Source organism: Streptomyces albipurpureus (genome assembly GCF_023701525.1).
Classification (GTDB): domain Bacteria; phylum Actinomycetota; class Actinomycetes; order Streptomycetales; family Streptomycetaceae; genus Streptomyces; species Streptomyces albipurpureus.
On record NZ_JAMQAW010000025.1, the window covers coordinates 72,092 to 96,424 of the forward strand.

Annotated in this window: 24 protein-coding genes and 1 pseudogene; 14 read left to right on the forward strand and 11 right to left on the reverse strand. The window is 67.8% G+C overall.

What is annotated here, in order from left to right; all coding sequences use genetic code 11:
- Window positions 1–2 precede the first annotated feature (2 nt).
- The 4 genes from NBG84_RS19890 to NBG84_RS19905 all read left to right on the forward strand — a co-directional run bounded on the left by NBG84_RS19890 (window position 3) and on the right by NBG84_RS19905 (window position 4,354).
- Entirely contained in the window at window positions 3–974 is a 972-nt protein-coding gene (locus tag NBG84_RS19890) for a DnaJ C-terminal domain-containing protein (RefSeq protein WP_250921092.1), read from the forward strand.
- A complete protein-coding gene (locus NBG84_RS19895; protein ID WP_250920873.1) occupies window positions 971–1,357 on the forward strand; it encodes a chaperone modulator CbpM in 387 nt (128 codons plus the stop codon). Before NBG84_RS19890 ends, NBG84_RS19895 begins: the two co-directional genes overlap by 4 nt.
- On the forward strand, window positions 1,348–3,975 hold the full coding sequence (gene clpB, locus NBG84_RS19900) for an ATP-dependent chaperone ClpB (RefSeq protein WP_250920874.1): 2,628 nt from the start codon (window positions 1,348–1,350) through the stop codon (window positions 3,973–3,975). The genes NBG84_RS19895 and clpB overlap by 10 nt, the downstream gene beginning before the upstream one ends.
- Window positions 3,976–4,090: 115 nt before the next feature.
- Window positions 4,091–4,354, forward strand: coding sequence for a UBP-type zinc finger domain-containing protein (locus NBG84_RS19905; RefSeq protein ID WP_250920875.1), 264 nt, complete (start codon window positions 4,091–4,093; stop codon window positions 4,352–4,354).
- 202 nt (window positions 4,355–4,556) lie between these two features.
- Here the strand turns inward: NBG84_RS19905 and NBG84_RS19910 are convergent, their stop codons facing one another.
- The 3 genes from NBG84_RS19910 to NBG84_RS19920 all read right to left on the reverse strand — a co-directional run bounded on the left by NBG84_RS19910 (window position 4,557) and on the right by NBG84_RS19920 (window position 6,478).
- Window positions 4,557–4,976: an STAS domain-containing protein gene (locus NBG84_RS19910; RefSeq protein WP_250921093.1), complete on the reverse strand. Its 420-nt coding sequence runs from the start codon at window positions 4,974–4,976 to the stop codon at window positions 4,557–4,559.
- Window positions 4,977–4,992: 16 nt separating this feature from the next.
- Window positions 4,993–5,427 carry an ATP-binding protein gene (locus tag NBG84_RS19915; RefSeq protein WP_425608663.1) on the reverse strand — a complete coding sequence of 145 codons (435 nt, stop codon included), beginning with the start codon at window positions 5,425–5,427 and terminating at the stop codon, window positions 4,993–4,995.
- A 709-nt stretch (window positions 5,428–6,136) separates the two neighbouring features.
- Entirely contained in the window at window positions 6,137–6,478 is a 342-nt protein-coding gene (locus NBG84_RS19920; protein WP_250920877.1) for an ArsR/SmtB family transcription factor, read from the reverse strand.
- Window positions 6,479–6,862: 384 nt separating this feature from the next.
- Here NBG84_RS19920 and NBG84_RS19925 point away from each other — a divergent pair, with 384 nt between their 5' ends.
- On the forward strand, window positions 6,863–7,243 hold the full coding sequence (locus NBG84_RS19925) for a hypothetical protein (protein ID WP_425608664.1): 381 nt from the start codon (window positions 6,863–6,865) through the stop codon (window positions 7,241–7,243).
- Window positions 7,244–7,505: 262 nt separating this feature from the next.
- Here the strand turns inward: NBG84_RS19925 and NBG84_RS19930 are convergent, their stop codons facing one another.
- Together NBG84_RS19930 and NBG84_RS19935 are read right to left on the reverse strand one after the other, a co-directional pair.
- Window positions 7,506–8,498, reverse strand: coding sequence for a hypothetical protein (locus tag NBG84_RS19930; protein WP_250920878.1), 993 nt, complete (start codon window positions 8,496–8,498; stop codon window positions 7,506–7,508).
- Between the two features lie 344 nt (window positions 8,499–8,842).
- The gene (locus NBG84_RS19935) at window positions 8,843–9,283 is read right to left on the reverse strand and encodes an MmpS family transport accessory protein (protein ID WP_250920879.1); all 441 of its coding nucleotides are present in this window, start codon (window positions 9,281–9,283) and stop codon (window positions 8,843–8,845) included.
- Between the two features lie 830 nt (window positions 9,284–10,113).
- On the opposite strand from NBG84_RS19935, the gene NBG84_RS19940 reads away from it, so the two are divergent.
- The 4 genes from NBG84_RS19940 to NBG84_RS19955 all read left to right on the forward strand — a co-directional run bounded on the left by NBG84_RS19940 (window position 10,114) and on the right by NBG84_RS19955 (window position 13,766).
- Entirely contained in the window at window positions 10,114–10,365 is a 252-nt protein-coding gene (locus NBG84_RS19940; RefSeq protein WP_250920880.1) for an ArsR/SmtB family transcription factor, read from the forward strand.
- A gap of 386 nt (window positions 10,366–10,751) precedes the next feature.
- The gene (locus NBG84_RS19945; protein ID WP_250920881.1) at window positions 10,752–11,549 is read left to right on the forward strand and encodes an SAM-dependent methyltransferase; all 798 of its coding nucleotides are present in this window, start codon (window positions 10,752–10,754) and stop codon (window positions 11,547–11,549) included.
- Between the two features lie 164 nt (window positions 11,550–11,713).
- On the forward strand, window positions 11,714–12,817 hold the full coding sequence (locus tag NBG84_RS19950) for a GlxA family transcriptional regulator (RefSeq protein ID WP_250920882.1): 1,104 nt from the start codon (window positions 11,714–11,716) through the stop codon (window positions 12,815–12,817).
- 145 nt (window positions 12,818–12,962) lie between these two features.
- Window positions 12,963–13,766 carry a dienelactone hydrolase family protein gene (locus tag NBG84_RS19955; RefSeq protein ID WP_250920883.1) on the forward strand — a complete coding sequence of 268 codons (804 nt, stop codon included), beginning with the start codon at window positions 12,963–12,965 and terminating at the stop codon, window positions 13,764–13,766.
- A gap of 207 nt (window positions 13,767–13,973) precedes the next feature.
- Here NBG84_RS19955 and NBG84_RS19960 read toward each other — a convergent pair.
- From NBG84_RS19960 to NBG84_RS19975, 4 genes and pseudogenes are all read right to left on the reverse strand, one after another.
- Window positions 13,974–14,123 (reverse strand): annotated as a pseudogene (locus tag NBG84_RS19960) (hypothetical protein); the annotation flags it as partial.
- Between the two features lie 55 nt (window positions 14,124–14,178).
- Window positions 14,179–14,676 (reverse strand): nucleoside deaminase, encoded by a 498-nt coding sequence (locus tag NBG84_RS19965; RefSeq protein ID WP_250920884.1) that lies wholly within the window; start codon window positions 14,674–14,676, stop codon window positions 14,179–14,181.
- Window positions 14,677–14,816: 140 nt separating this feature from the next.
- A complete protein-coding gene (cynS, locus tag NBG84_RS19970; RefSeq protein ID WP_250920885.1) occupies window positions 14,817–15,287 on the reverse strand; it encodes a cyanase in 471 nt (156 codons plus the stop codon).
- Between the two features lie 94 nt (window positions 15,288–15,381).
- Window positions 15,382–15,990 carry a carbonic anhydrase gene (locus NBG84_RS19975; protein ID WP_250920886.1) on the reverse strand — a complete coding sequence of 203 codons (609 nt, stop codon included), beginning with the start codon at window positions 15,988–15,990 and terminating at the stop codon, window positions 15,382–15,384.
- A gap of 127 nt (window positions 15,991–16,117) precedes the next feature.
- On the opposite strand from NBG84_RS19975, the gene cynR reads away from it, so the two are divergent.
- Both cynR and NBG84_RS19985 read left to right on the forward strand, forming a co-directional pair.
- Complete coding sequence (gene cynR, locus NBG84_RS19980; protein ID WP_250920887.1) at window positions 16,118–17,083, forward strand: transcriptional regulator CynR; 966 nt, start codon at window positions 16,118–16,120, stop codon at window positions 17,081–17,083.
- Between the two features lie 230 nt (window positions 17,084–17,313).
- Window positions 17,314–18,834, forward strand: a complete 1,521-nt coding sequence (locus tag NBG84_RS19985; RefSeq protein ID WP_308312094.1) for an MFS transporter — start codon at window positions 17,314–17,316, stop codon at window positions 18,832–18,834.
- On the opposite strand, the gene NBG84_RS19990 is transcribed toward NBG84_RS19985, so the two are convergent.
- Complete coding sequence (locus tag NBG84_RS19990) at window positions 18,752–19,165, reverse strand: MerR family transcriptional regulator (RefSeq protein ID WP_250920889.1); 414 nt, start codon at window positions 19,163–19,165, stop codon at window positions 18,752–18,754. The genes NBG84_RS19985 and NBG84_RS19990 overlap by 83 nt on opposite strands.
- Before the next feature lie 401 nt (window positions 19,166–19,566).
- Window positions 19,567–20,346, reverse strand: coding sequence for an aminoglycoside phosphotransferase family protein (locus tag NBG84_RS19995; RefSeq protein ID WP_250920890.1), 780 nt, complete (start codon window positions 20,344–20,346; stop codon window positions 19,567–19,569).
- 419 nt (window positions 20,347–20,765) lie between these two features.
- On the opposite strand from NBG84_RS19995, the gene htpX reads away from it, so the two are divergent.
- The 3 genes from htpX (at window position 20,766) to NBG84_RS20010 (ending at window position 24,308) form a co-directional block, all read left to right on the forward strand.
- On the forward strand, window positions 20,766–21,680 hold the full coding sequence (gene htpX, locus NBG84_RS20000; RefSeq protein ID WP_250920891.1) for a zinc metalloprotease HtpX: 915 nt from the start codon (window positions 20,766–20,768) through the stop codon (window positions 21,678–21,680).
- Between the two features lie 57 nt (window positions 21,681–21,737).
- A complete protein-coding gene (pspAB, locus tag NBG84_RS20005; RefSeq protein WP_250920892.1) occupies window positions 21,738–22,331 on the forward strand; it encodes a PspA-associated protein PspAB in 594 nt (197 codons plus the stop codon).
- Window positions 22,332–22,607: 276 nt separating this feature from the next.
- Window positions 22,608–24,308 carry a lysyl oxidase family protein gene (locus NBG84_RS20010; protein ID WP_250920893.1) on the forward strand — a complete coding sequence of 567 codons (1,701 nt, stop codon included), beginning with the start codon at window positions 22,608–22,610 and terminating at the stop codon, window positions 24,306–24,308.
- Window positions 24,309–24,333: the final 25 nt, after the last annotated feature.

A 24,333-nucleotide genomic window follows, 5' to 3' on the forward strand; every position in this document is an offset into this window, starting at 1 on the left:
CCGTGGCGCGCGACTACTACGACGTGCTCGGCGTTCCCAGGACCGCCGACCCGGCCGAGATCCAGCAGGCCTTCCGCACCCTGGCCCGCCAGTACCACCCGGACATCAACCGCGACCCGGCCGCCGAGGAACGCTTCAAAGAGATCAATGAGGCGTACGGGGTACTCGCCGATCCCGACACCCGCGCGAGGTATGACCGGTTCGGCGCGGACTTCCGGCAGATCCCGGAGGACTACGACGAGCGGGTGGCCGCCGCCCAGGGATTCGGCGGTGGTGCGGCCAGGAGTGGCGCCTACGGCGGCGGCCCCTACCCCGGCGGGAGGAGCACGGCCGGCGGCTGGTCGGACGTCGGCTTCGACACCTCCGGCGTCGACTTCGCGGACCTGTTCGGCAGTGTCTTCGGCGGCCAGGCCGGCCGGGGCGGTGGCGGGCCGATGCCCGGAGCGGACCAGGAGGCCGAGCTGACGCTCTCCGTGGAGGAGGCGTACCGCGGCGGACGCCGGAAGATCACCCTCGGCGGGCCGAGCGGGCAGCGCGGCTACGACGTGAACATCCCCGCCGGGGTGGTCGACGGCCAGCGCATCCGGCTCGCCGGCGAGGGCGGCCAGGGTAGTGGACGCGGTTCGGCGGGCGACCTCTACCTCGTGGTCCATGTCGCCCCGCACCCCCGCTACCGGCTCAGCGGCCGTGACATCCACGTCGACCTTCCGATCACCCCCTGGGAGGCGGCTTTGGGCGCGGCCGTTCCCGTCACCGGGCCCGGCGGCACCGGCAAGGTGCACATCCCCCCGGGCAGCTCCACCGGCCGTCGGCTGAGGCTGCGCGGCGAGGGGATGCCTCACCCCAAGGGGGCAGCCGGGGACCTCTACGCCGAGATCCAGGTGATGGTGCCCTCCGCACCGAGCCCACGCGAACGGGAACTGTTCGAAGAGCTGTCCACCGTCTCGACCTTCGATCCGAGGACACCGTCATGAGAGCCGATGAGCCATCTCCCGCCGAAGGGGCCGGCCAAGGGGGCGCTGGGGCCCGTAGATATCCCCTGATACGGATCCAGCGTGCCACCGCCTATCGGCTGCCCCTCACCGGCGTCGCCCGGCGCAGCGGTCTGCCGCCCGACATGGTCCGCCGCTTTGTCGCCCTCGGGCTGGTGGACGCCGAACGGGACACCGACGGTCGTCTGTGGTTCCGCACGACCGCCCCCGCGGCCCTGGCACGAGTGCAGCGGCTGAGGACCGGGCTGTCCCTCAACTACGCGGCCGTCGGCGTTGTCCTGGACCTGCTCGACCGTATCGACCGACTGGAGAGCGCACTGCGGCAGCGCGAACGGGCCGCCGAGGAGCGAACGCCATGGACATGAACCGCCTCACCCAGAAGTCGCAGGAAGCACTTCAGGAAGCGCAGAGCATGGCCGTGCGGCTGGGCCAGAACGAGGTGGACGGAGAGCATCTGCTGCTGGCCCTGCTCGACCAGCGAGATGGCCTGACCACCCGACTGCTGAGCAGTGCCGGCGCCGACCCGACCACGCTACGAGCAACCGTGGAAGGCGATCTCACCAAGCGCCCCCGCACCACGGGGCCGGGCGCCACCCCCGGGCGGTTGATGGTCACCCAGCGTCTTGCCAGGGTGCTCGACACCGCCGAACAGGAGGCCAAACGGCTCAAGGACGAGTACGTCTCCACCGAGCACCTGGTTCTCGCCCTGCTGGACGAGGGGCCGTCCACCGCGGCCGGGCGGCGGCTCGCCGAGCAGCACGTCACCAAGGACGGCTTCCTCGCCGCCCTCACCGAGGTCCGCGGAAACCAGCGCGTCACCTCCGCCAACCCGGAAGCCGCCTACGAAGCCCTGGAGAAGTACGGCCGCGATCTGGTCGTGGAGGCCCGTACCGGCCGTCTCGACCCCGTGATCGGCCGGGACTCCGAGATACGGCGGGTGATCCAGATCCTCAGCCGCAAGACCAAGAACAACCCGGTGCTGATCGGCGAACCCGGCGTCGGCAAGACCGCCATCGTGGAGGGGCTGGCCCAACGGATCGTGCGCGGTGACGTACCGGAGGGGCTGCGGGACAAGACGGTGTTCTCGCTCGACATGGGCTCGCTGGTGGCCGGGGCGAAGTACCGCGGCGAGTTCGAGGAGCGTCTGAAGGCCGTCCTGGCGGAGGTGAAGGGCGCCGAGGGCGCGATCCTGCTCTTCGTGGACGAACTCCACACCGTCGTCGGCGCCGGTGCGGCCGAAGGGGCCATGGACGCCGGCAACATGCTCAAGCCCATGCTGGCCCGGGGCGAGCTGCATATGATCGGCGCGACCACGTTGGACGAGTACCGCAAGCACATCGAGGCCGATGCCGCACTGGAGCGCCGCTTCCAGACCGTGCTGGTGGACGAACCGACCGTCGAGGACGCGATCTCCATCCTGCGTGGCATCCGGGAACGTCTGGAGATCTTTCACGGAGTCAAGATCCAGGATGCCGCGCTGGTGGCCGCCGCCACCCTCAGCCATCGCTACATCACCGATCGCTTTCTGCCCGACAAGGCCATCGACCTGGTGGATGAGGCCTGCGCCCGACTACGTACCGAGATTGACTCCATGCCCGCCGAGCTGGACGAGCTCACCCGCAGGGCGACCCGGCTGGAGATCGAGGAGGCGGCGCTGGCCGAGGAGTCCGATCCGTCCAGCCGCGCCCGCCTGGAGGACCTGCGCCGCGAACTCGCCGACCTCCGCGGCGATGCGGACGCCAAACACGCGCAGTGGGAAGCCGAGCGCCAAGCCATCCGCCGGGTCCAGGACCTGCGGAAGGATTTGGAACGCGCCCGGCAGGAGGCCGAGGAAGCCGAACGTGCCTATGACCTCAGCCGCGCGGCCCAACTCCGCTACGGCACCATCAGCGAACTGGAGCGCCGCCTCGCCGCCGAGGAGGAGCAACTCGCCGTCAGACAGGGCGAGACCCGGCTGCTGCGGGAGGTGGTCGCGGCCGATGAGATCGCCGAGATCGTCTCCGCGTGGACCGGCGTCCCCGTCACCCGGCTCCAGGAAGGGGAGCGACAGAAGCTGCTGCGTCTGGACGAGATCCTGCGGGAGCGGGTCATCGGGCAGGACGAGGCGGTCCAGCTGGTCGCCGACGCGGTGATCCGGGCCCGCTCCGGAGTACGCGATCCGCGCCGACCGATCGGATCGTTCATCTTCCTGGGACCCACCGGCGTCGGAAAGACCGAACTGGCCAAGACGCTCGCGGCCGCACTGTTCGACAGCGAGAGCAACATGATCCGCCTCGATATGAGCGAGTACCAGGAACGGCACACGGTGAGCCGACTGGTCGGCGCGCCTCCCGGATATGTGGGGTACGAGGAGGGCGGCCAACTCACCGAGGCGGTGCGTCGCAAGCCGTACTCCGTCGTTCTCTTCGATGAGATCGAGAAGGCACACACCGATGTCTTCAACACCCTGCTCCAGGTGCTGGACGACGGCCGGATCACCGACGCCCAGGGGCGTACCGTCGACTTCCGCAACACGGTCGTCATCATGACGTCCAACCTCGGCTCCCAGTACCTGCTCCAGGACGCCACCGCGGGCGGCGAGATCAAACCCGAGGTACGGGATCTGGTGATGGGCGAGCTGAACGGTCACTTCCGCCCCGAGTTCCTCAACCGGGTCGACGACATCGTCCTGTTCCATCCGCTCGGCCTCGCCCAGATCGAACGCATCGTCGACCTACTCCTCGATGAGCTGCGCCGCCGCCTCGCCGACCAGCGCATTTCCCTGGTCCTGACCGAACCCGCCCGCCGTCTGATCGCGAGCGAGGGATACGACCCGGTCTACGGCGCCCGCCCGCTGCGGCGCTTCATCTCCCACGAGGTCGAGACCCGCATCGGCCGTGCGCTGCTCAGCGGTGAGGCGCACGAGGATGTGACCGTACTGCTCGACGCCGAGGACGGGGAACTGACCGTGGTTTTCCGGGACGAACCTCAGGCGTCACCATGAGCGCACCCCGCTCCGGTTGCACGGTCCGTTGCGGCGACGGCAGCGAGAACCGCGATGCCCCGGTGCCGGAAAGCACTCAGCAGCAGCGTCTGCGCCAACCCCCTTGGAGGCCGTGATGACCACCTCGCTCGATCCCCACCTTGCTCTGGTCCGGCCCGTGGTCCCCAGCACCACGGAGGGGTGCGAGGACTGTCTACGTGAGGGATCCGTCTGGGTCCACCTGCGTCTGTGTCTCAGCTGCGGGCACGTCGGTTGCTGTGACTCCTCCCCCAGACGGCACGCCCGAGGCCACGCGGCAGCCGCGGACCACCCCATCATGCAGTCCTTCGAGCCCGGTGAGGACTGGCGCTGGTGCTTCATCCACGAGGCCATGGTCTGAGCACTTCCCGAAGGGGCACCGCAGGTCACGCAACCGCCGCCGCTACGAGTCCATCGGCTCCCCCTGCCCGACACCAGGCGGTTACTCGCGGTGAGGTGGTTCATGTCCGACGCTGGAGCCCTCCCCCGCCCCATGGCTCAGCCAGCGGCGGCAAAGACACGGGACCGGGACCGGGAGGCGGAGACAGACCTGGCCTTGCCTCCTACACCAGGCCCTGCGCCGCTGCTTTCGGCGCGACGGGGTCGGGCCACTGGTCGCTGCGCCACTGTCTCGGTTGGCCGGCCAGCGCGGGGTGCGCGGCGAGGGCGGACGGCAGATCGAGGTGAAGGGGGATGGCTGGGTGGGAGCCGTCCGGGACAAAGGGGACTTCGGCGGGGATCGCGGCGAGTTCCAGTCCGCGGTCTTCGTCCGCGAGCCGTTGAGCGGCTTGCCCGATGGCGAGTTGCCCGCCGAGGGACCAGCCGTGGAGTGCGGTGAGATCAAGGATGACCGGTCCGGTGCCGCGGGCCAGGACCCAGCCGATCGCGCCGTTGAAGCGGTCGATGGCGTCGGGGCCGAGGTACCCGGCCAGGGATAGGACGCCGAGGCCTGTATGGGTGGTGTAGCGCCACTCGATGGTCATTGTCACTCGTCTCGGTCTACAGGGGAAGGGTGATCCAGATGCTCTTGCCGCAGCCGTCCGCGTCACCGCGTACGACAGCCGTGCCGCCCAGGCTCGTGGTCAGTTCGGCCACCGTGCCCAGTCCGCTGTTGGAGCCGTTGGTGAGGGCTCCGTAGAGCGCCGGTTGGTAGGGATCGCGATCGTGGACCGCGAAGGCGAAGGTGTCAGAGCCCGCAGCGAGGATGACGGTGATGGTCGGGGAGAGGGCGGCGGCGTGCCGGACACTGTTGGTGACCAGTTCGGCCAGGATCAGTAGCGCCGGGCCGATGGTGGGGTGGCGAAGGCTGATGCCCCATTGCACCAGCGCTTGTTCGGTGTTCTCACGCGCTGTTCGGACTGCTGAGCCCCGGGCAGGCAGCGTGAGGATGAGTCGGCGGGGCAGCGTTTCCAACCCGACGAGTCCACCAATCATCGCAGGCCCGAGGAAGTAAGGCGGAATCCGGCAACGGCCGGGGGCTGGGCACCCCTCACCGTGGGATGCGGTGGGTGACCACGAGCAGGCAGTACGCGGCGGTAGTGGCGGACTCCGCCGGGGTGGCGCACGGCGGTATCGGGACGCGGAAGGTCGACCGCCGAGCGGGGTCCCCCCGCGCCGGCGATCCGGTTCCCTGGGCGGGTGGGCGCGGCCAGCCCGGTACCGGCAGCGGGCTGGTTGCCGTGGCGGAAGCCCGGGCATCCGTTCTCCCGCAGCGGGGCGGCGGGGCGAGGGCACGCACCCTGGTGCCGGATTCGGACGTGTCGTCCATGGGGTGCGCCGCCGAACAGCCCGGGGGCCTCGGCCGAGCGGCGGGCGGGGGATTCAGTCAACGTACGACCTCTTCGGGGACGGATGGGGACCGGTTGGAGAGATGGTCGGGATGGCGGCGCGGCTGTTCCCGGCGCCGCGGTCATTCCCGTGGCATAGAGGTGGGGGGCGCCTAGGCTCGTCCGGCCCCGCTGATCCCCGGCGAATCCGGCCTCCGCGCCAAGCTCGGCGCCGGTACGCGGATCTGACGCGAGCGGCAGCGCGAAGCAGTCCGGGGTTGGCCGGAGCCCGCGGGGAGCCCTCTCAGCTCGGGTTGGATCCGCGAGGGAGGGGAGCGGCGACCGCATCGGGGGACGCCCCCGAGGAAGAGGCCGGCTCACTTCGTGGGGCCCTCGGCGTCCCGCAGCTCGGCAAGAAGCTCGTTCTGTCCCGCCAGCATCTCGGTGAGGATCCGTCGAGCGGCCCGCATCAGTTCTGCCACATCGCCGCCGGCGAGCTCGTAGACGACGGTCGCCCCGTCCCGGACGGAGATCACGATCCCGGACCGACGCAGCACCGCGAGTTGCTGGGAAAGCGCTGCCGGCTCGATCTCGATCTCGGCCAGCAGGCCACGGACGGGCATCGGCCCGTCCTGCAAGAGCTCCAGCACTCGAATCCGTACGGGATGCCCCAGCATCCGGAAGAACTCAGCCTTTGCCTGGTACAGCGGAACCGGCACGGTCACTGACTCCCTTCACCGTCCCCGCAAACGGGGGCACCGGGTGCGTTCACATCCCATGACGAGCACAGCCAGCACAGCATGTAGTGAATTGCAAAATTTTGCAATTCACTACATGCGAAGCCATGGCTGGCGCGGGACGACTCCGCCACACCCCGGGCAGAGCTGGCAGCCCTCGGCGTCGGCCGGCTACTCCCCCGCACCCACCCGGATCGGGGTGCGCGGGGATGACCCCGCCGAACGCGGCACAGCGCGACCGCACTGGCTCAGAGCGATCGGCCCTTCATTGGATACCGGGACGAACCGGTACGACCATGAACACGATCACCGTGCGAAGCGCCGGCGGATGAGTATCCGGGGACCCTGACGTGAGTAGGGCACCCGATGTCCAGCCAGAAGGTGGCCGATCGAATGGACATCATGGATTCAGATGCCCCGCGACACCCCCGCATCCAGCATGTCACCACGGCAGGCACCGCCCTCGCGGTGACTCTCTTCCCGCTGGTGGTCGGTGTTTTGCTCGCCAAGGTGGCCGCGGGTGACCCCATGACATCCGTGAACGCGATGGTCACCAGCGGTGGGCAGCGGGTGCGCCACGCGCCCTCGATCTGGCGCGGGTGCGGGCGCGATGCGCTACGCCGGTGCAAGGCACCGCTGCGAGCGCCTCGGGGATCGCTGATCCCGAACGGCCCCCGGTGGTCGGGAAGAGATCGCGCCGGTGGGCACACCTCGCGGTCAGCGGATCTCCCGCGCAGGGTGTCCTGAGAGAGTTCGCCGCCTGCCAACGGACCCCTGCCGGTGGCCCTGGCTACCGGCAGACGGTCCCTCAGCTCGGATGCCACCACACGATCGGTTGACGTTCCCGCCGTTGGGTCGCCGGGATGCGCTCACCCGATCCCCGTGGCACGCGGCGCTCATCCCCGCGACTCCGCGGGGGTCTGTCATCTCCTGAGGCGGCAGCTCGGCGAATCGCAGAGCGCAACCGCCGCATCTGGAACGAGGGTTGGTCGGGACACGACGACCCTGGTCAAGCCGACCGCGGACCACAACTTCCCGGGATGGCGGGAACGGTCCGGTGGAAGAGGACCGATCCACCGTTGTTCTCGTCGTCGGTGCCCCAGATCTGCTGCCCGTCGGGAAGGTGGACGACTGCCTCGATCTTGCGATCGTCCGCCTTGGTGAACACCCCGAGCGGGACCAGGCACTCTTCCTGCAACCGCAACACCGGCCGCTGGTCGCGGTCCACCGCGAGCGTGCCCGCGTTGTAGACCGCGGAGCTGAACGGGCCGTCGTTGGTATCGGGGTCCGACGCGGAGGAAACCAACAGGGTTCCATCCGTGAGGATCTTGAGGTCGCTGATGTGTCGCACATCGTCCTCGTCGGGGAACGGCACCCCGAAGTCACGGGTGTCGGCGGGTGCCCCGATGTTGATGCCGTCCGCGGTGAAGCTCACCACGGCGGCGCGTACGACCGCCTTTGTCGCGCTGCTGCCCCGAGTGGCCCACACGGCGAAGGTCCGCCCGGAGGGGTGGCGGGAGAGTGCGAAGCTCTCATAGTTGTCATCCGCAGCCCGCTCGGGTAGGGCGAACGGCTCACCCCCTACGATCGCGGTACCGTCCGTAACGGCGATGGGATACGCCAGGCCCTTGCTGGTCACGGCGATGTACTGATCCTTCTGCCCCGGCACCGCGTCCAGTGCCTCCAGGTCCTTGGGGAGTGGCCCCTCCCAGTCCAGAGCCCTGGTCACAGGTTCCGCGCCAGGCCTGAGCCACACCGAAACCACCCTGTCCTGCCCTGCGTCCTTGTTGTCCCGCACCACCACCACGTCCGCGAGCCCCGAACCCACGGCGGTGCCGTGCACCAGGGCCATGCCGCTCACCCCACCGGTGATACCGGTTCCAACGCGCTGCCAGGGCTGCGGCTCCACACCCTGAGCGCCCGCCCCAGCGCTCGTGGCCGTCGCCGTGCTCATCAGACAGGCGCATACGGCAGCCACCGGCAGAATTCCGTTTCTGATCATGGTGCAACGCTAGGGCTCCGCCGCTCCCATCCGACGCATCCCCACAGCACCTGACGGACTGACGCACCCATCCGGCCCACACCGCGCGGCACAAGACGGAAGGTCCGCTCCGGACCGCTTCCCTCGGAGGCACGCGATACCGGCCTGCCCCTCGGAGCCCGACCCGTTGCGTCCCGCTCTTGAAACCCTGTGGGGCTCACCTCCCGGCAAGCCCCATCGCCAGATGGCGGTTGGAGGCCAGGGCAGTTGGGATCGCAGCAGAAAGCCGTGCGGCGGACCTCCGCTGCACGGCTCTCAACCCTACTGACCAGCCAGGGCGTTGGACTCGCGGGTACCGGGCGCGGCTACTGGGCGAGCGGAGAGATCGCCACACAGCCCTTGGCGGCGGCCAGGCCCTTGGCCGACTGGTCCGCGATCGTCTTGCCCTTGTAGATGATCTTGCAGTTGATCTGTGCGTCGCCGCTCACGTCCACCGCGACGGGCAGCACCGAAGGAGCCATGATCCCACGCAGGGTAACGGTCTTCTTCCACGGCAGCGTCGGCTTGTCCACGGCCTCAAGCTTCGGGTTCGTGGCAGTGCCACCACCAGCCGAGAACTGGATGGAATCGACGCCCTTCCCCGTGACCTCGTAAGTGACCTCGTACTTCTCGTTCATGGCCTTGTCTACCTGGTCGACAGCCTCGTCCTTCGCAACCTCACTGACCTCGGAACAGGCGCTGAGCCCGAACACAAGGCCGATGGCGGCCATGCCAGCCACGGCAGCGGTACGGATGGAACGGTGCATGAATGACCCCTGGATCTTGATAATCGAATCCGCACACAATCGTAAAGGGACGATAAAAGTCAAGCTGAGAGCCGTCGCTGAGGGTCCTCCCGAAGAGCGCGGCTCCAAGATCCGATACGCCGGCTCCCGCACTGTGGCCACGGCTGCTTGGGGCCGTCCCGGCATGGTTGGACGCTCCCCACGCGAGCATCCCCTGATGCCCCTGAAAGACCGGCGGCGGGGCGCTGGGGCGTCGGGACCTGCCGGTCCGGGGGCTCACAGGACGCGGGACTCACTCCACCGCGTCCGAACCAGAGCGCCCGAGTAGGTCAGTGGGCATCTCCGTCACGTCGTTCAGGCGCCGCCGCCGATGGCTACGCGGCCTCCGCCCACCATGGGCGCCGACGCCTCGGCCGTCCCGCGTCCGGGTGATGTGTTCCCCGTCTGGACACCACTCGGTCGCGCATACCAGTACCAAGTTCTTCAGCAGGCCCCCCGCCCCCGCCTCCGGGGCATGAACGCCCAACGCTCGACCAACAGGTCGGCGGGGACCAGTCGCCCCCCGTGCGTCTGGTCCCCGCCGACCTTCAACTCCAGACTGCCGGACGGTGAGTACCAGGATGGAACGTTTCGGGCCAGGCCGAAACGTCGGACGGAAGGAGATCGCCGTTGATCAGAATTCACTCCTCGGTGAACGACGCGGCCCGCACCAGGCGCACCGCCGCGCCGGATCCGCTGGCGGTCAACACCCTGATCACGCTGTACCCGGCGCTTACCGAGTAGGAGGTGACCCGATCCCGCAATCTCCCGTCGCGGCAACGCACGGTCCGTTCCCCACGCTCGCCGCGCTGTTGGGACATGGCAGGGCCACCGTTCTCTCCGTCATCGCCGAGAGCAGGGGCGGCGTATCGACCGGCGATCTCGCTGACCGGGCTGGTCTGTCCGCTGCCACGGTGAGCGAACACACCTCTGTCCTACGGCGTGCCGGTCTCGTCTCCACCCGTCAGCTGGGAAGAGCTCGCTGCCACTCCCTCACCACGCTGGGCAGGGACCTCCTCCAAAGCGCGGCCACAGATGTCTTCGACGGGCGGTACCGGGGGTAGGGCACCTGATCAACTGTGCCCAGGCCCAGTGGAATACGGACCGCGCGCACGATGTGGAAGGGAACTCGTTCGTCTGGTGGTTTCAGCTTTCGCGAGGACGGGCGGGCGGCATACTGGGCGTCCTACGCGAAGTTGTGAGATGGGTGCACGGGGGGTGCGTGTGGAGAGCGCTTCGGGGAGGTGCGGGGGCACCGGAGCGTCGGCCGGGTGGAAACCGCCTCACCAAGGGGGCATGGGTTCAATCCATGTTCGGCCACGACCACCACGAAGGGCGTGGTGGTGGCGGACGTCCACGCGTTGAGGAAACGGCCCTGAGAAAAGCAGCCCGCCTCAGACCGGCGAACGACCAGCAGAGCACAGCACCAACCATGACAGGGCGGTAGAGGATGCACGAGCAGAGCGATCACCAGGCAGCACACTCCGGCAGCCAGGCGCACTCGGCACGGGTGTACGACTACATCATCGGTGGCAAGGACCACTACGAGGTGGATCGGGAAGCGGCCGAAGCATCCCTACGGGCCTGGCCCGGTCTGCGAACGAGCATGCTGGCGAACCGCTCGGCAATGCGTCGTATGGCCCACTGGCTGGCGGCGGAAGCGGAGGTCCGGCAGTTCCTCGACATCGGCACCGGAATCCCCACCGAGCCGAACCTCCACCAGGTCGTCCAACGGGTGGCGCCGCAGTCGCGGGTCGTCTACGTGGACAATGACCCGATCGTCCTCGCCCACGCCAACGCGCTGATGACCAGCACCCCCGAGGGCCTGACCGCCTATGTCGAGGCCGATATGAACGTCCCCGGCGACCTCCTCTGCGCCCCGGCCCTCCACCAGACACTCGACCTCGACCAGCCGGTGGCCCTGACCGTCATCGCCATGCTCCAGTTCGTCCAGGACGCACAGGGTCTGGTCGAGACACTGATGGAACCGTTGGCGCCAGGGAGCTATCTGGCCATCACCCTCGCCACCGCGGATCTTGCCCCCGGCTCCGATTCGCTGGCCGCGGAGTACACCCGACGCGGCATTCCCATGTACCTGCGCAATCGCACGGAAGTGGAACGGCTCTTCAACGGGCTTGAGCTGGTCGCCCCTGGCGTCGTCCCGATGACATCCTGGCGGACTCCCGAAGGTGAGCAACTGCCCAGCACCACAACGAACATGTATGCCGGAGTCGCGCGCAAACCCTGACCCTCACCGCCTGCCATGGAGGCACGCAGCGGGGCCGGGGACCCGAGAGGCACCATCCGCACCATCACGGCCCCGCCCGGACCGGTCGTTTCGGGCCTCTCTCCGGGCCGTGGCGATTTGACCGCATCCCGGCTATTTTCGTCTCCAGGAGACGGGGTGGGAAGATGCGGATCGGGATCCTTGCCTATGAAGGCTGTCTGGCAGCCGAGGTCTTTGTCTTCTCGGATCTCCTTCTCATCGCCAACCGGGTCGCCCGACAGCTGGGTACGTCATCGACCGTTCCCTTCCAGGTGTCCGTCATCGCCTCATCGACATCACCGGTTCGGGCGGCCGGTGGATTCGCGATCGGAGCGCAGCGCTGGCACCAGGGCTTCGACCAGCTGGTCGTACCCGGGTTCGAGCTCATGCCATCCGACGACCTCGGGGCTCGACTGGCCCGCTGGCACAGCGAAACCTCGTTCATCCGGGCGGCCGCGGAACGCGACACACCCATCGCATCGGTGTGTGTCGGCGCGTTCTTGCTGGGCGAGGCGGGGCTCCTTGACGGGCGCAGCTGCACAACGTCATGGCTGTTCGCATCCGAGCTGGCGCTACGGTATCCGCGGTCGACCGTCCGTCGCGAGTCGCTGATCGTGCACGACCGGCCCGTCACCACCACGGCGGCGTTCAGCGCCGCGCTCGACCTCGCGACGGCCCTCATCCGCGAACACCTCGGTGCGGATATCGCCCGGGCCACCGCCAGAATCACCCTCGTAGCCGAGAACCGGACCAGCCAGGCTCCCTACATCGTCGAATCGATGCTGCCGGCGAACCGTGGACCGTTCGCCCGGGAGGTCGAGAACTGGCTGGTGGACCATCTGTCCGAGGGCTATGACCTGACGCGTCTGGCGGCAGCGTTCCAGGTGAGCACCCGGACACTGCTGCGAAGGTTCCGGGCCCAGGCCGGAGAGTCACCGCTGACCTTCCTTCAGCGGGCACGTGTCAGAGCCGCCAAACGGCTCCTTGAAACCACCGATCACCCCTTGGGCGAGATCCTGAAGCGCGTTGGCTACCAGGACGCGGGAACATTCCGTCGCCTCTTCATCGAGCAGGTGGGTGTCAGCGTCAGCGACTACCGCCGACAGTTCCGCACCGGCCGACCCACTCCCGCCAGCCCCGCTGTGCGCCGCTCACGAACCTCACCGGCCGCTCGGACCAAGGGTGGCGAGAACGACATCGAGCATGGCGATCACGCCCCTCGTGGAACTGATCCACGGCAGAAAGACTGATCTCGCTCGAACGCACGGGATCAGACTGCCGCGGCGATCCCCGACCCGACCGAGCGACCCACGTCGACGAGTCCTGTGATGGGCCTCCCGATGGGGTTCGATGAGTTTCGATGAGTGAGGAAGTACGAGGGTGCCCAACCGAAGCATGAACGAAGATGATCCTCTGGAGGACTTCGATCGCCGAAGGATCGGCCTCGACGGTGTCACCAAGACCGTGTACGTGGCGGGAAAGGGGCCGGCCGTGATCCTCATGCCGGAGATGCCGGGGATCAGCCCGCATGTCGCTCGCTTCGGCCGCTGGGTTCGTGACGCGGGATTCACCGTGTACCTACCGTCGCTGTTCGGCCGCGATGGCGCGGTTCCCACGGTGGAGGAGGGAACCGCCGTGTTCAGACGGGCGTGTGTCAGCGCCGAGTTCCGTGCGTTCGCCGCCCATGAGTCAAGCCCGGTGACCGGTTGGCTGCGCTCCCTGGCGAGGCTGGCGCACCAGGAGTGCGGTGGCCCTGGTGCGGGGGCGATCGGTATGTGCTTCACCGGCAACTTCGCACTCACCCTGATGCTCGAACCCTCGGTGCTCGCATCGGTCCTGGCCCAGCCGTCGCTGCCGCTCGACTCACCTGACCGGGTAGCCAGTCCACCAGCTGAACTCGCCGCGGTGGGGCAACGCCTCGACCAGGATGATCTGACGGTCATGGCCTACCGTTTCCAGGGAGATCGCTTCTGCCGAGCGCAGCGGTTCGCCGCCTACTCCGCGGCACTCGGAGACCGCTTCATCGCCCGGGTTCTCCCCGATTCCGCGGCCAACTCGGAGACATCGCCGTTCTTCGAGCAGGTGATCGCGACACCGCACAGTGTGGTGACCGCGCATCTGATCGACGCGGCGGGCGAACCGACCATCGCCGCCCGCGATGAGATCCTCTCCTTCTTCCATCACCGGCTGGCCACCTGAGGCTGCCGGGCTCGTCCCGCCTGCGGACCCGGGCGACCACCGGCGCGGGGAAGCTCGCTCCAGTGCCCCGTCCCGGTGTCGTGGACGGGGCTCGCCTCCGCAGAAGCAGCGATTCCACCCGGATGGGGCGCCGCCGACTCATACGACGACGCCCCCGACCGCTGCCGAAACGGCCACCAGCCTTCCCGGCGCTACCCTCGTGGTGGGCTACTGCGGCCGCGTTCCGTCGGACACAGCGCTGGGCACCGGGGCATAGCCGGCGGCTCGCGTGGTGAAGGTTCCCCGGCCCTGGGTCCGGCCGCGCAGCCGGGATGCGTACCCGAACAACTCGACCAGCGGCACGGTTGCCGTGATCCAACGGGTGCAGCGCGCGGCCGAATCGAGTAGCAGGGGAAGCAGCGCCCGGTGGTGGTCAGGCGGAGGGGCTGCCCGCCACCCGACGCTCGCCGCCGTTGTGTTGCTGCCATGCCTTGTGCACATCGAGGGCCGCGTCGCGGGCGTCATAGCGCATCGGCAGCCGACGATCGGTGTGGTGCAGGGCGAACTCCGCGTAGAGGGTGTCCAGTTCGAAGTACTTCCGGTCGTCTACGTAGTGTGCCTCGTAGGCGTCACGGGTGGCGAGGAAGACAACCTCGTCGGGCGAGCAGTAGTACAGGGCACCCAGGCACATGGGGCAGGGGTGGGCGAGTACATAGACGGTGGTGCCGGTCAGATGCTCGGTGCCCAACTTGGTGCACGCATCGCGGATGGCGAGGATCTCGGCGTGCGCGGTGGGGTCATGGGTCTGGGCGACCCGGTTGGGGCTCTCGGCGAGGATCTTCCCGGCACGGACGATGACCGTCGCGAACGGCCGACCGCCTTCGTCGACGTTGCGGCGGGCCAGATCGATGGTGTGCTGGGCGAAGTCCATGAGTGCTCCGGTGCGTGCCAGGGTCGCCAGCGGTCAGCGCGGACGGCGTGCGGAAAGTGTGGGCGGGACGTAGTCAGGAGTGCGCACGGCTGGGCGGGACAGCGGAGGTCCGGCCCAGCCGTTTGCGATGATCGGGTGGGTTAGAAGGGCTTGTTGGGGAGGTACTTGCCGTCCAGGGTGATCACCGCGCGCTCGCCGCCCTCGGGGTCGGCGACCTTCCGCACATCGAGCTTGAAGTTGATGGCGCTGATGATGCCATCGCCGAACTGCTCGTGCACCAGGGCCTTGAGCGTGGTTCCGTAGACCTGAAGCATCTCGTAGAAGCGGTAGATGGTCGGGTCCGTGGGGATGCCGCCTTCGATGGAACCGCGCATCGGGACGGTCTGCAGCAGCGTCACGGCGTCGTCGTCCAGCTCCAGCAGCTCGGCCACGGCCCGCGCGGCTGACTGCGGCAGTGGGTGCTGGCCGAGCAGTGCGGCGGTGACGAAGGCGACCGAGAGGCCGGTGGTGTCGGCGATCTGCTGCCAGGAGACGTCCTTACGCGTCTTGGCTTCGACGGTGGTGATCGCGAGCTGCTGGCGGGCGGTGGGGTCAAACTGTGCGTGGATCATGCGAGAGCTCCTTCTGGAGTGGTCTGCACCCATCGAACGAGGGGCGGGGGATCGCGGTCCGTACGCCACCAGGGGTACGGGTTGGGGGGCGGGGTCAGCTGGCGGCAAGGGCGGCAGAGCGCCCCGTGGCAGGGTCGAGTTCTTCGACGGTGCCGGTGGCGATGTCAAAGGTCCAGCCGTGCAGGCGGACCGTCTGGCGCGCCAGCGCGCGGGCCACCGATGGATGGGTGACCAGGTTCGCCAGCTGGGCGAGAACGTTCTCCCGCACCAGGGCGGCGACCTTGTCCTCGTCGCCGGTGGGCACCGTGCGGGCCTGGGAGGCGTCCGCGTGGCGCAGCCAGTCCCCGATGGAGGGCAGTGCGGTGAGGTCATGCTGCTCAGCGAGGGCGGTCATGGCACCACAGGCGGAGTGTCCGCACACGATGATGTCGGCCACGCCGAGAACCGCGACGGCGTACTCAACGCTCGCGGCAACACCGTCCGCTCCCGAAGTGTGAGCTGGTACCAGGTTGCCCGCGGTGCGGATGACGAACAACTCGCCGGGGTCCTGCTGTGTGATCAGTTCAGGCACCACCCGGGCGTCCGAGCAGCTGATGAAGAGCGTGCTGGGCCGGTGGGTGGTGGCGAGGTGCTGGTACAGCTCCGCCTGGGCGGGAAAGACATCGTGGTGGAAGCGGCGGATTCCGTCGGCGAGGTGGTGCATGGCCTTCCTTCCTTCGGTCGGTATGTCGGTGGGGGCCGACGTGCTCAACCATGCATGACCTCTACCTATAGCGTCCAAGACGCCATACCCATGAGACCCATAGATGTCATCTATATAGTGGTGTTCCATGAGTCCCGAGCTGCGCCATCTGCGCTATCTCCTCGCTGTCGCCGAACACGCCAGCTTCACCCGCGCCGCCGAAGAGCTCCATATCTCCCAGCCGACCCTGTCCCAGCAGATCCGCCAGTTGGAGAAGACCCTGGGGGTCCAGCTCCTTGACCGCACCGGTCGCACCGTGCGACTGACGGACGCCGGTGAGACCTATCTGGCCTATGCACGCCGGGCCCTCCGCGACCTCGCCGCCGGGGAACGCGCGATCGTCGATGTGCAGGACCTCACCAGGGGCCAGCTGAGGCTTGCCATGACACCCACCTTCACGGCCTATCTCATCGGCCCGCTGGTCGCCGAGTTCCACACCCTGCACCCCACCCTGACCATCAAGGTCCAGGAGATGACCCAGGACCGCATCGAAGCCGCCCTGCTCCGCGATGAAATCGACCTCGGCATCGCCTTCGGTACGACCCATCTGGCGGGCGTGGAGGGCAGTGCCCTCTTCACGGAGGAACTCAGCGTGGTCATCGGCTCCGGCCATCCGTACAGCGGACACACCCGGCCGTTGCCCGCCGAGGAGCTGACGGATCAGCCACTCGCCCTGCTCAGCGGTGATTTCGCCACCCGCGGCCATATCGACGCCTACTTCGCCACGCAGCGGGCCGAACCGCTGGTCGCGGTGGAGGCCAACTCCATCAGCGCCCTCACCGAAATCGTCCAACGCACCAGCCTGGCGACCGTGCTCCCCCACGCCATCACCCAGAGCCACCCCGACCTGCACCCCATCCCGCTCACCCCCACACTCCCCGCCCGCACCGTCAGCCTGCTGCGTCGTGAGAGCGCCTACACCAGCGCCGCCTCCCGGGCCTTCACCCGCCTCGCACACCGGTGGGCGCGCGAACACTCCCGCGCGCAGGAGGTCCCGGCGGGCGCGGGGAAGGGCGGAGAGCCGCCCACGGGCACCGCCCGCCAGGAGGCGTAGAGCAGCCGCGTCAGGGACGTTCCGGCGCTGAGTACGACCACATGACCCTTCCGGTCTGCGGCGCCTCCTCCTCCCCACCACCACCCCGCGGAGGCAGCGCCCTTGACCCTCACATCGGTGTGAATGTCTAGCCTTCCCCACACCAATGGAACGAGCGGGTGGGGAGTGGACGAGCGGTGTCCTATGTTGGTGCGACCCGGGCAGGACGACGCGAATGGGCAGGGTTGGGGGTGTTGGCTCTGCCCACAGTGGTGTTGTCCATGGATCTCACGGTGCTCCATCTCGCGGCTCCGGCCGTGAGCGCCGACTTACGGCCCAGCGGTGGCCAGCTTCTGTGGATTCTGGACATCTACGGGTTCCTGGTCGCGGGGTCTCTCATCACGATGGGAACCCTGGGTGATCGGATCGGCCGGCGTCGCCTTCTACTCCTCGGAGCAGGCGCTTTCATCGTGGCCTCCCTGATGGCCGCATTCGCGCCCAGTGCCGAGCTGTTGATTCTGGCCAGAGCGCTGCTCGGAGTCGCCGGGGCGACCCTGATGCCGTCGACTCTCGCGCTCTTGACCGGTATGTTCCCCGATCCTGTCCAACGCTCCTTCGCCATCGCCGGCTGGATGACCTGCTTCACCGTGGGAGAGGCCATCGGCCCGCTGGTCGGCGGGATACTGCTGGAGTGGTTCTGGTGGGGTTCGGTCTTTGTCATCGGGGTTCCGGTGATGCTGTTGCTGCTGGTCACCGGGCCACTGCTGCTGCCCGAGCATCGCGACACGGCAGCGCCAGGGCGACTCGACCCACTGAGCGTCGGTCTGTCGTTGGTGGCGGCCCTGTCGATCGTCTACGGGGCGAAGCAATTGGCCGGGACGGGGCTGGGTTGGTTCCCCTTGCTCTCGATACTCGTCGGATCACTGTCCGGCGTGGTGTTCGTACGGAGACAACGCACCCTGTCCGCGCCCCTGCTGGACCTGGGCCTGTTGAAGCTGGCCGGATTCCGTGCGGCGTTGGGGACACAGACCCTGGCCGTGTGTGCGGTTGCCGGTTCGCAACTGCTGGTCATTCAGTACTTCCAGGCGGTCCTGGGGCTCTCCCCGCTGGCGGCGGGGCTGTGGACGGTTCCCTCCGTGGTACTCGGCATCGGGGCTACCCTGCTGGCGCCGAGGCTGGCCCGACGGCTGGGGCCGGGGGTGGTGATCAGCACGGGCCTGTTCACGGCCGCAGTCGGCGCGGCCATGATCGTCCTCACGGCCCACCAAGCCAGCTTGGCCTGGACCGTGAGCAGTTTCTCGATCCTCTACACCGGTGTGACACCGACACTCGCCCTGACCACCGACCATATGGTGGGGGCGGCACCACCGGCCCGAGCCGGGGCGGCGTCGGGGCTCTCCCAGAGTGGTGCGGAGTTGGGCCTAGCGGCGGGGATGGCACTCCTCGGCAGCGTCGCCATGGCGGTCTACCAGGCCCGGCTGGCCACCTCGGCTCCGGCAGGCCTGGACCACAGGTCGCTCTTGGAGTCGCAGGAAACCGTGGGCGGTGCCCTCGATGTGGCCGAACGGCACCCTGGCGAAGTGGGGAACGCCCTCCGGGCTGCGATCGACCTCGCCGTTTCCCACGGTCTCCAAACGGCCGCCGTGCTCGCCATGGCGGGTTTCCTCGGCGCGGCCCTGCTGGCCGCGATCAGTCTTCGTGACCGTGGGACATCGACAGCCGGCCCGGGCCCTGTTGGGAACCCGGATCACCCGAAGGAGCTGCGGCGATGACCGCGTCCAACGTCTCGATGGACGACCTGAGGTCAACCATCGCATCGCTCATCCGTGCCCGCGCCCGATAGAGATCCGGAAGCATCTCAGCACAAGTCGGCACCAGATGAGGTGCACCGTCCTGGAAGCACGGCAGGATCTGAGCGATCAACGCGGTGTTGAGTCCGGCCGCCAGTAGGCTTCTGATCCGGTACACGGTCGCGATGTCGTCATGGTGATAGGCGCGGTATCCACTCGGACGTCGTTCCGGCGCGAGCAGCCCCTGCTCCTCGTAGTAGCGCAGCAGTCGCTCGCTGACCCCGGTCCGTTGCGAAAGCTCACCGATGCGCACGTGTCCTCACTGTCCCCAGCTGACGCTCACATGACCGTGAGAGTCTACCGCCGGGGCAATCGGCACGACCGATCCGATAAGGCCCCGCCCTCGCCACCGCCCTGGCTCTCGTGATGCCCTTCGGCTTCGGCGGAAGGGAGCGGACCGAAGCCGAGTACGCCGCGTTGCTCCATCGGCCGGCTTCGAACTGCCGCGCACCATCGCGCTCGACGCGCCCGGTAGACACATCCTCGAAGCCCAACCCCGCTGACTCCTCGTCCTCGAAACGACCTCTGCGGCGTTCTGGCCGCTGTCCGCCGCCAGCAGGCTGCGGCCCAGTCGGACGCCCCCGAGCTCAGGCAGGGACCTCCCCCAAGGCCACCCGGGGGGTCTCCCCTACCGCGAGCCCTGAGTGAGCTCCGTCATGGAGCGAGCAGATGCCGGTCGAACACCGCTCGGCGGTGGTGAACGTACTCGGCATCGGCGAGGTACTGGGTGTGGTGCCCGTCAGCCAGATGTCTGGCGAAGGAGGCGTTGCCCGCGGCGGCCTGGGAGCGCATCAAGCTCACGACGGCATGGAGACGGGCCACCACCGCGTCGACCAGGCCTGCGCGTCCCATCGGATCGAGCCCGTAGCGGTCGCAGAAGATCCGAGTGCGCCGGGCCTGCTCCTCGGCGGTGCCAAAACCATCGGTGTTGGTGGGGGCGGTCATGGGAGCCCACCGGTAGACCGCGTAGGCGACATCCCACAGGCGGGGAGCCGGGTGGGCCGTGTCGAAGTCAATGATCCCGACCACCTTCGTACCGTTCAGAACGCAGTTGTGAGGGCCGTAGTCCCCATGGCAGATGACCTCGACCGGTGTCCTGGCCGGAAGCATCCAGCCCTCGGGGGCGTCCACGGCAAGGCCAACCGTATGGTCGTGGAACGCGCGCAGCAGCTCAGCCGCGCTTTCGAGGGCTTCCAAGGACGCGGCAGCCGGTGTGGCCGGGTAGTCACTGACCTCACCCGGGATGAAATCCAGCACCTCGAAGCCGTCCGTCGTCACCTCGTGGATGCTCGGCGCTGCCGTGAACCCCTGCTTCCGCAGATGGCGCAGCAGTCCGTGAACCCTTGGGGACCATGGCCCGGTCGGCCGTAAGACGGTCGCGCCCATGCGTATGACCTCGTTGACGCCGCCGGCAAGGATCTCGCGATCAGGCATTCCCCGGTCCTCTCTGGTGGCCACGACCCTTCGTGGTCGGCCTGCCGCGTGTCATGGTGGCCCGGTCGCCCTCGTTTGGCGAAGTGTTTCACCACGTGATCCGCCGGGGAGCCGTTCATCGTGGGGCACCTGCGCCCGGGCTCCGTCCCCCACCAGCCAGCGCGTCGGCATCCCCCATCGCCCGCCCTCACCCTGCCACCGCTCCGGCCGCCGACCGGAGCCGGGACGGTCCGGAACACCGCGGCTGAAGGAGTACTCCGCCAGCGGGACCTCGCACCGAAGCGCCAGTCGATGGAACGGGACCCTCCGAAACCGGTGGGGCACTCTATGTAATATGTGCTGCTAATACATGGTTAAGCGGGATATATGGAGCACAATCGACAGTGGGGGCTGAAGCCTTATGCCCGGAAGGTGATCTGATGGCAGCACATCGGAGTCGATCCCGCTTCGCTGCGGACCGGGGACTCACCACCCGCATGGTGACCACGATGTTCTTCATCGGCCTGCTCTATGTGGTCTTCGTGGGCGTGTTGGTCGCGCTGCTGAGCAACGCCTGGCCGTTCATTCTGGTGATCGCCGGCGGACTGTTCATCGCCCAGTTCTGGTTCAGCGACCGCATTGTCGAGTACAGCATGGGAGCGCGGGTCGTCACCCCTGAGGAAGCACCCGAGCTCCATGGTGCGGTCGATCGCGTGTGCGCCCTCGCCGACATGGCCAAACCCAGAGTGGCGATAGCGAACAGCGACGTGCCCAACGCGTTCGCCACGGGACGCAATGAGCGGACGGCCCTGGTCTGCGCCACCACGGGGCTGCTGCGCCGCCTGGAGCCCGAAGAGCTGGAGGGCGTACTCGCCCATGAGCTGTCCCACGTCGCGCACCGCGATGTGGCCGTGATGACGATCGCTTCCTTCCTGGGAGTCCTGGCCGGGTTGATCACGCGAGCCACCCTCTGGGGCAGTGTGGGGCGCGCCGGCCGCAACGGCAATGCGGCCCTCCTGATGATCCTGATCCCGGTGATCAGCGCCGCTGTCTACGCGGTGAGCTTCCTGCTGACGCGACTGCTGTCCCGCTATCGGGAGCTCTCCGCCGACCGAGCCGCCGCCCTACTGACCGGACGGCCGTCCGCCCTCGCGTCCGCGCTCACCAAGGTGACGGGGGACATGGCGCGAATCCCCACCCAGGACCTGCGCAAGGCAGAGCCCTACAACGCCTTCTGGTTCGCGCCCGCCTTCTCATCACGGGAGAGCCTGGCGCGATTGCTCTCGTCCCACCCCTCGCTGGAGAAGCGTTTGGAACAGCTGGGCAGGATCTCCGCCGAGCTGGCCCGGCCCTGACCACCCCCGACCGCTGGAGTGCAGACGGTCGCCGACTTCCGACGGAGGTGTGCTGCCTTGGGATTCCTTGATGCCATCCTCGGTCGGAGCAAGCTCATACGCCCGGATCTCGATCGATTGTTCGCCTTGCCGTCGACGGCGATCACCCTCCAGGCGGGGGCAGGCCTCACACCCACCGGGCAGGGTTCGGTCTGCTTCGCGAGTGTGGAGGGCGGCGCGTTCCTCCAGCTCCAGCAGGACGTACAGGAGCTGCTGGATGCCGATACGCCTCACGGTGGTGTGCCGGTCGAGTTCAGTCAGGACGGCTACGGGTACTCATGGCTACGCGTCCGCCATCCGGCTGAGGACACGGTTTCGCTGGTCAACGATCTTCATACGGTGAATACCCTGCTTCAGGACGCGGGGTTCGGCACGCACCTGCTGTGTTCGCTGATCTCGTTCCGGGATGCGACGAGCGACCGTCAGCTGGCCTTGGTCTATCTCTACAAGCGGGGCACCTTCTATCCTTTCGCGCCGCTGCCGGGTGCCGAGGACCGAAGGGACTCAGCGCTGGAGCTCCAGATCCGAGCACTGCTGGCGGAGGATCTACCGATGGAGTCTGATCTGGCTCGCTGGTTTCCGCTCTGGGGCGCCCCAGGCCTGGAGATCTGACGCCCGCAGGCGCTCTTACCACAATCAGCACCCAACGGCCTTGGTACTGGCCAATGATGACTGGTATTCAACTCTGCACTCGGTTTCTAGCCAACGTTGGTCTTCTTGAGGGCTCACGGACAACCCAACGACACCCTCACCCCCTCTGGAGGGGTAGGCGGGTCGGATGGACAGCCCGCGTCCGTCGGCCATGAGCAGTGTGACCAACTGCCCCGCGCCAACGGTTTCAGACCATGTCCCGATGACTTTCACAACGCTTGACATAAGCGAGGACCGATGACCAATTCTGCACGTGCGCGTTTTACGCGCCCGGCAATTGCCGCTGCCGCGGCGCTCACCGTGACCGCCGGCGTCGTCGCCGCGGCACCCGATGCCAAGAGCACTTCCCAGCCCGTACCGAAACTCGCTCTGATCGCCGCATCCAAGTCAGTGGTCATCCACACTTATGAGGGAGCGACCGGTCTCGACCTCAATCTCGGGACCTACCTCACGTCCGAGGGCTCACCGCTGGAGTTGAGGGCCAAGCGCAAGTCCTACAAGGACCCGATCACCGTTCAGCAGTTCATCCGCCAGGGCAAGAAGGTCACCACCAAGAACCTTCCGGCCGGGCTGGTGAAGGACTTCCGCGGGCTGCCCGACTTCACCCACATCACCATGACCGACTCCACGGGCAAGAAGGTGCTGGACCGCAAGGAGAACTTCTGTCCGAACAACGCGTCCGGGCGGGTTCGCCCCGACGCGGCGGCCACGTCTCGCTATCCCGAGAGCTGCCCGCCGAATCCGTTCACCCGTGGCTCCGTGTGGGGGGTCGAGAACGGCTGGGCATCCAACACCTACAACGGTTGGTACACCGAGGGTGTGACCCTGCCTGCCGGTGACTACACCGCCAAGGTGGGCGTGTCCAAGAAGTACCGCGACATCTTCGGCGTTGCCGACAAGCCGCAGACCGTCAAGGTAACCGTCAAGGTGGAACCTGCCACCCCCGAGGGGCGGAAGGCCACCACAGGTGCGCATGGTTCCCATGGGGCCGGGCACGCGGGTCATCATGGGGCGCCGACGCCCAAGATGACGTTCCAGGAGGCGACCAGCGGGACCGGCCCGACCTACAACGTGGGCCATGCGCCGTATCCTCCTGCCCCGCCGGCCCTGCCGTGGGCGCTGCAGAAGTCCGCACGTACCGTTGCCAACATCGGTGACGGCCCGGGGCAGACGGATGGCTCCCGCAGGGCCCCCGGGCTCAAGGCGAACGCCAAGCGCCCGAGCGGTAAAGCGGTCGTACCCAACGTACCCAAGCCGGATCTGCGTTCCCTCCCGGCGTTCGATGTCCAGATCAGCGCCTCGCCCGAGAATCCCAAGGGCAAGGACTTCATGTCCTTCAGCGCCAATGTGTGGAACGCCGGCCCGGCACAGCTCGTCGTGGATGGTTTCCGTGCTCCCGGCGCGGAGTTGATGGACGCCTACCAGTACTTCTACGACGCCAACGGCAAGCAGGTCGGCTACACACCCACCGGCACGATGGAGTGGGACCCGCGGGCCGGTCATGAGCACTGGCACTTCACCGACTTCGCCAGCTACCGGCTGCTGAAGGCGGACAAGAAGGAGGCGGTGCGCAGCGGCAAGGAGGCGTTCTGCCTGGTCAACACTGACGCGGTCGACTACACCGTGAAGAACGCCAACTGGCACCCGTTCAACACCGACCTGTCCAGCGCGTGCGGCACGGAGAAGGCCATCTCCGTTCGCGAGGTCCTTGACGTCGGCTCCGGTGACACCTACACGCAGGACCTTCCGGACCAGTCCTTCGACATCACCGACCTGCCCAACGGCACGTACTACATCGAGGTCCTCGCCAACCCGGAGAAGCGGTTGAAGGAGACCAGCACCGCCAACAACTCCGCCATGCGCAAGGTCATCCTGGGCGGGAAGCCCGGCGCGCGGACGGTGACCGTACCGCCGCACGACCTGATCACCGCCAACTGATCCACTCTGTCGTACCCACCCGGGC

What these genes read in the sequence shown, in the direction of transcription:
- NBG84_RS19950 (WP_250920882.1), top strand. Translation starts at nt 11,714, where the DNA reads ATGCGGATCGGGATCCTTGCCTATGAAGGCTGTCTGGCAGCCGAGGTC.
- cynS (WP_250920885.1), bottom strand. Translation starts at nt 15,287, where the DNA reads ATGATCCACGCACAGTTTGACCCCACCGCCCGCCAGCAGCTCGCGATC.
- NBG84_RS19905 (WP_250920875.1), top strand. Translation starts at nt 4,091, where the DNA reads ATGACCACCTCGCTCGATCCCCACCTTGCTCTGGTCCGGCCCGTGGTC.
- htpX (WP_250920891.1), top strand. Translation starts at nt 20,766, where the DNA reads ATGGCAGCACATCGGAGTCGATCCCGCTTCGCTGCGGACCGGGGACTC.
- NBG84_RS19955 (WP_250920883.1), top strand. Translation starts at nt 12,963, where the DNA reads ATGAACGAAGATGATCCTCTGGAGGACTTCGATCGCCGAAGGATCGGC.
- cynR (WP_250920887.1), top strand. Translation starts at nt 16,118, where the DNA reads ATGAGTCCCGAGCTGCGCCATCTGCGCTATCTCCTCGCTGTCGCCGAA.
- NBG84_RS19895 (WP_250920873.1), top strand. Translation starts at nt 971, where the DNA reads ATGAGAGCCGATGAGCCATCTCCCGCCGAAGGGGCCGGCCAAGGGGGC.
- NBG84_RS19935 (WP_250920879.1), bottom strand. Translation starts at nt 9,283, where the DNA reads ATGCACCGTTCCATCCGTACCGCTGCCGTGGCTGGCATGGCCGCCATC.
- NBG84_RS19975 (WP_250920886.1), bottom strand. Translation starts at nt 15,990, where the DNA reads ATGCACCACCTCGCCGACGGAATCCGCCGCTTCCACCACGATGTCTTT.
- clpB (WP_250920874.1), top strand. Translation starts at nt 1,348, where the DNA reads ATGGACATGAACCGCCTCACCCAGAAGTCGCAGGAAGCACTTCAGGAA.
- NBG84_RS20010 (WP_250920893.1), top strand. Translation starts at nt 22,608, where the DNA reads ATGACCAATTCTGCACGTGCGCGTTTTACGCGCCCGGCAATTGCCGCT.
- NBG84_RS19965 (WP_250920884.1), bottom strand. Translation starts at nt 14,676, where the DNA reads ATGGACTTCGCCCAGCACACCATCGATCTGGCCCGCCGCAACGTCGAC.
- NBG84_RS19910 (WP_250921093.1), bottom strand. Translation starts at nt 4,976, where the DNA reads ATGACCATCGAGTGGCGCTACACCACCCATACAGGCCTCGGCGTCCTA.
- NBG84_RS19995 (WP_250920890.1), bottom strand. Translation starts at nt 20,346, where the DNA reads ATGCCTGATCGCGAGATCCTTGCCGGCGGCGTCAACGAGGTCATACGC.
- NBG84_RS19915 (WP_425608663.1), bottom strand. Translation starts at nt 5,427, where the DNA reads ATGATTGGTGGACTCGTCGGGTTGGAAACGCTGCCCCGCCGACTCATC.
- NBG84_RS19925 (WP_425608664.1), top strand. Translation starts at nt 6,863, where the DNA reads ATGTCCAGCCAGAAGGTGGCCGATCGAATGGACATCATGGATTCAGAT.
- NBG84_RS19945 (WP_250920881.1), top strand. Translation starts at nt 10,752, where the DNA reads ATGCACGAGCAGAGCGATCACCAGGCAGCACACTCCGGCAGCCAGGCG.
- NBG84_RS19930 (WP_250920878.1), bottom strand. Translation starts at nt 8,498, where the DNA reads ATGATCAGAAACGGAATTCTGCCGGTGGCTGCCGTATGCGCCTGTCTG.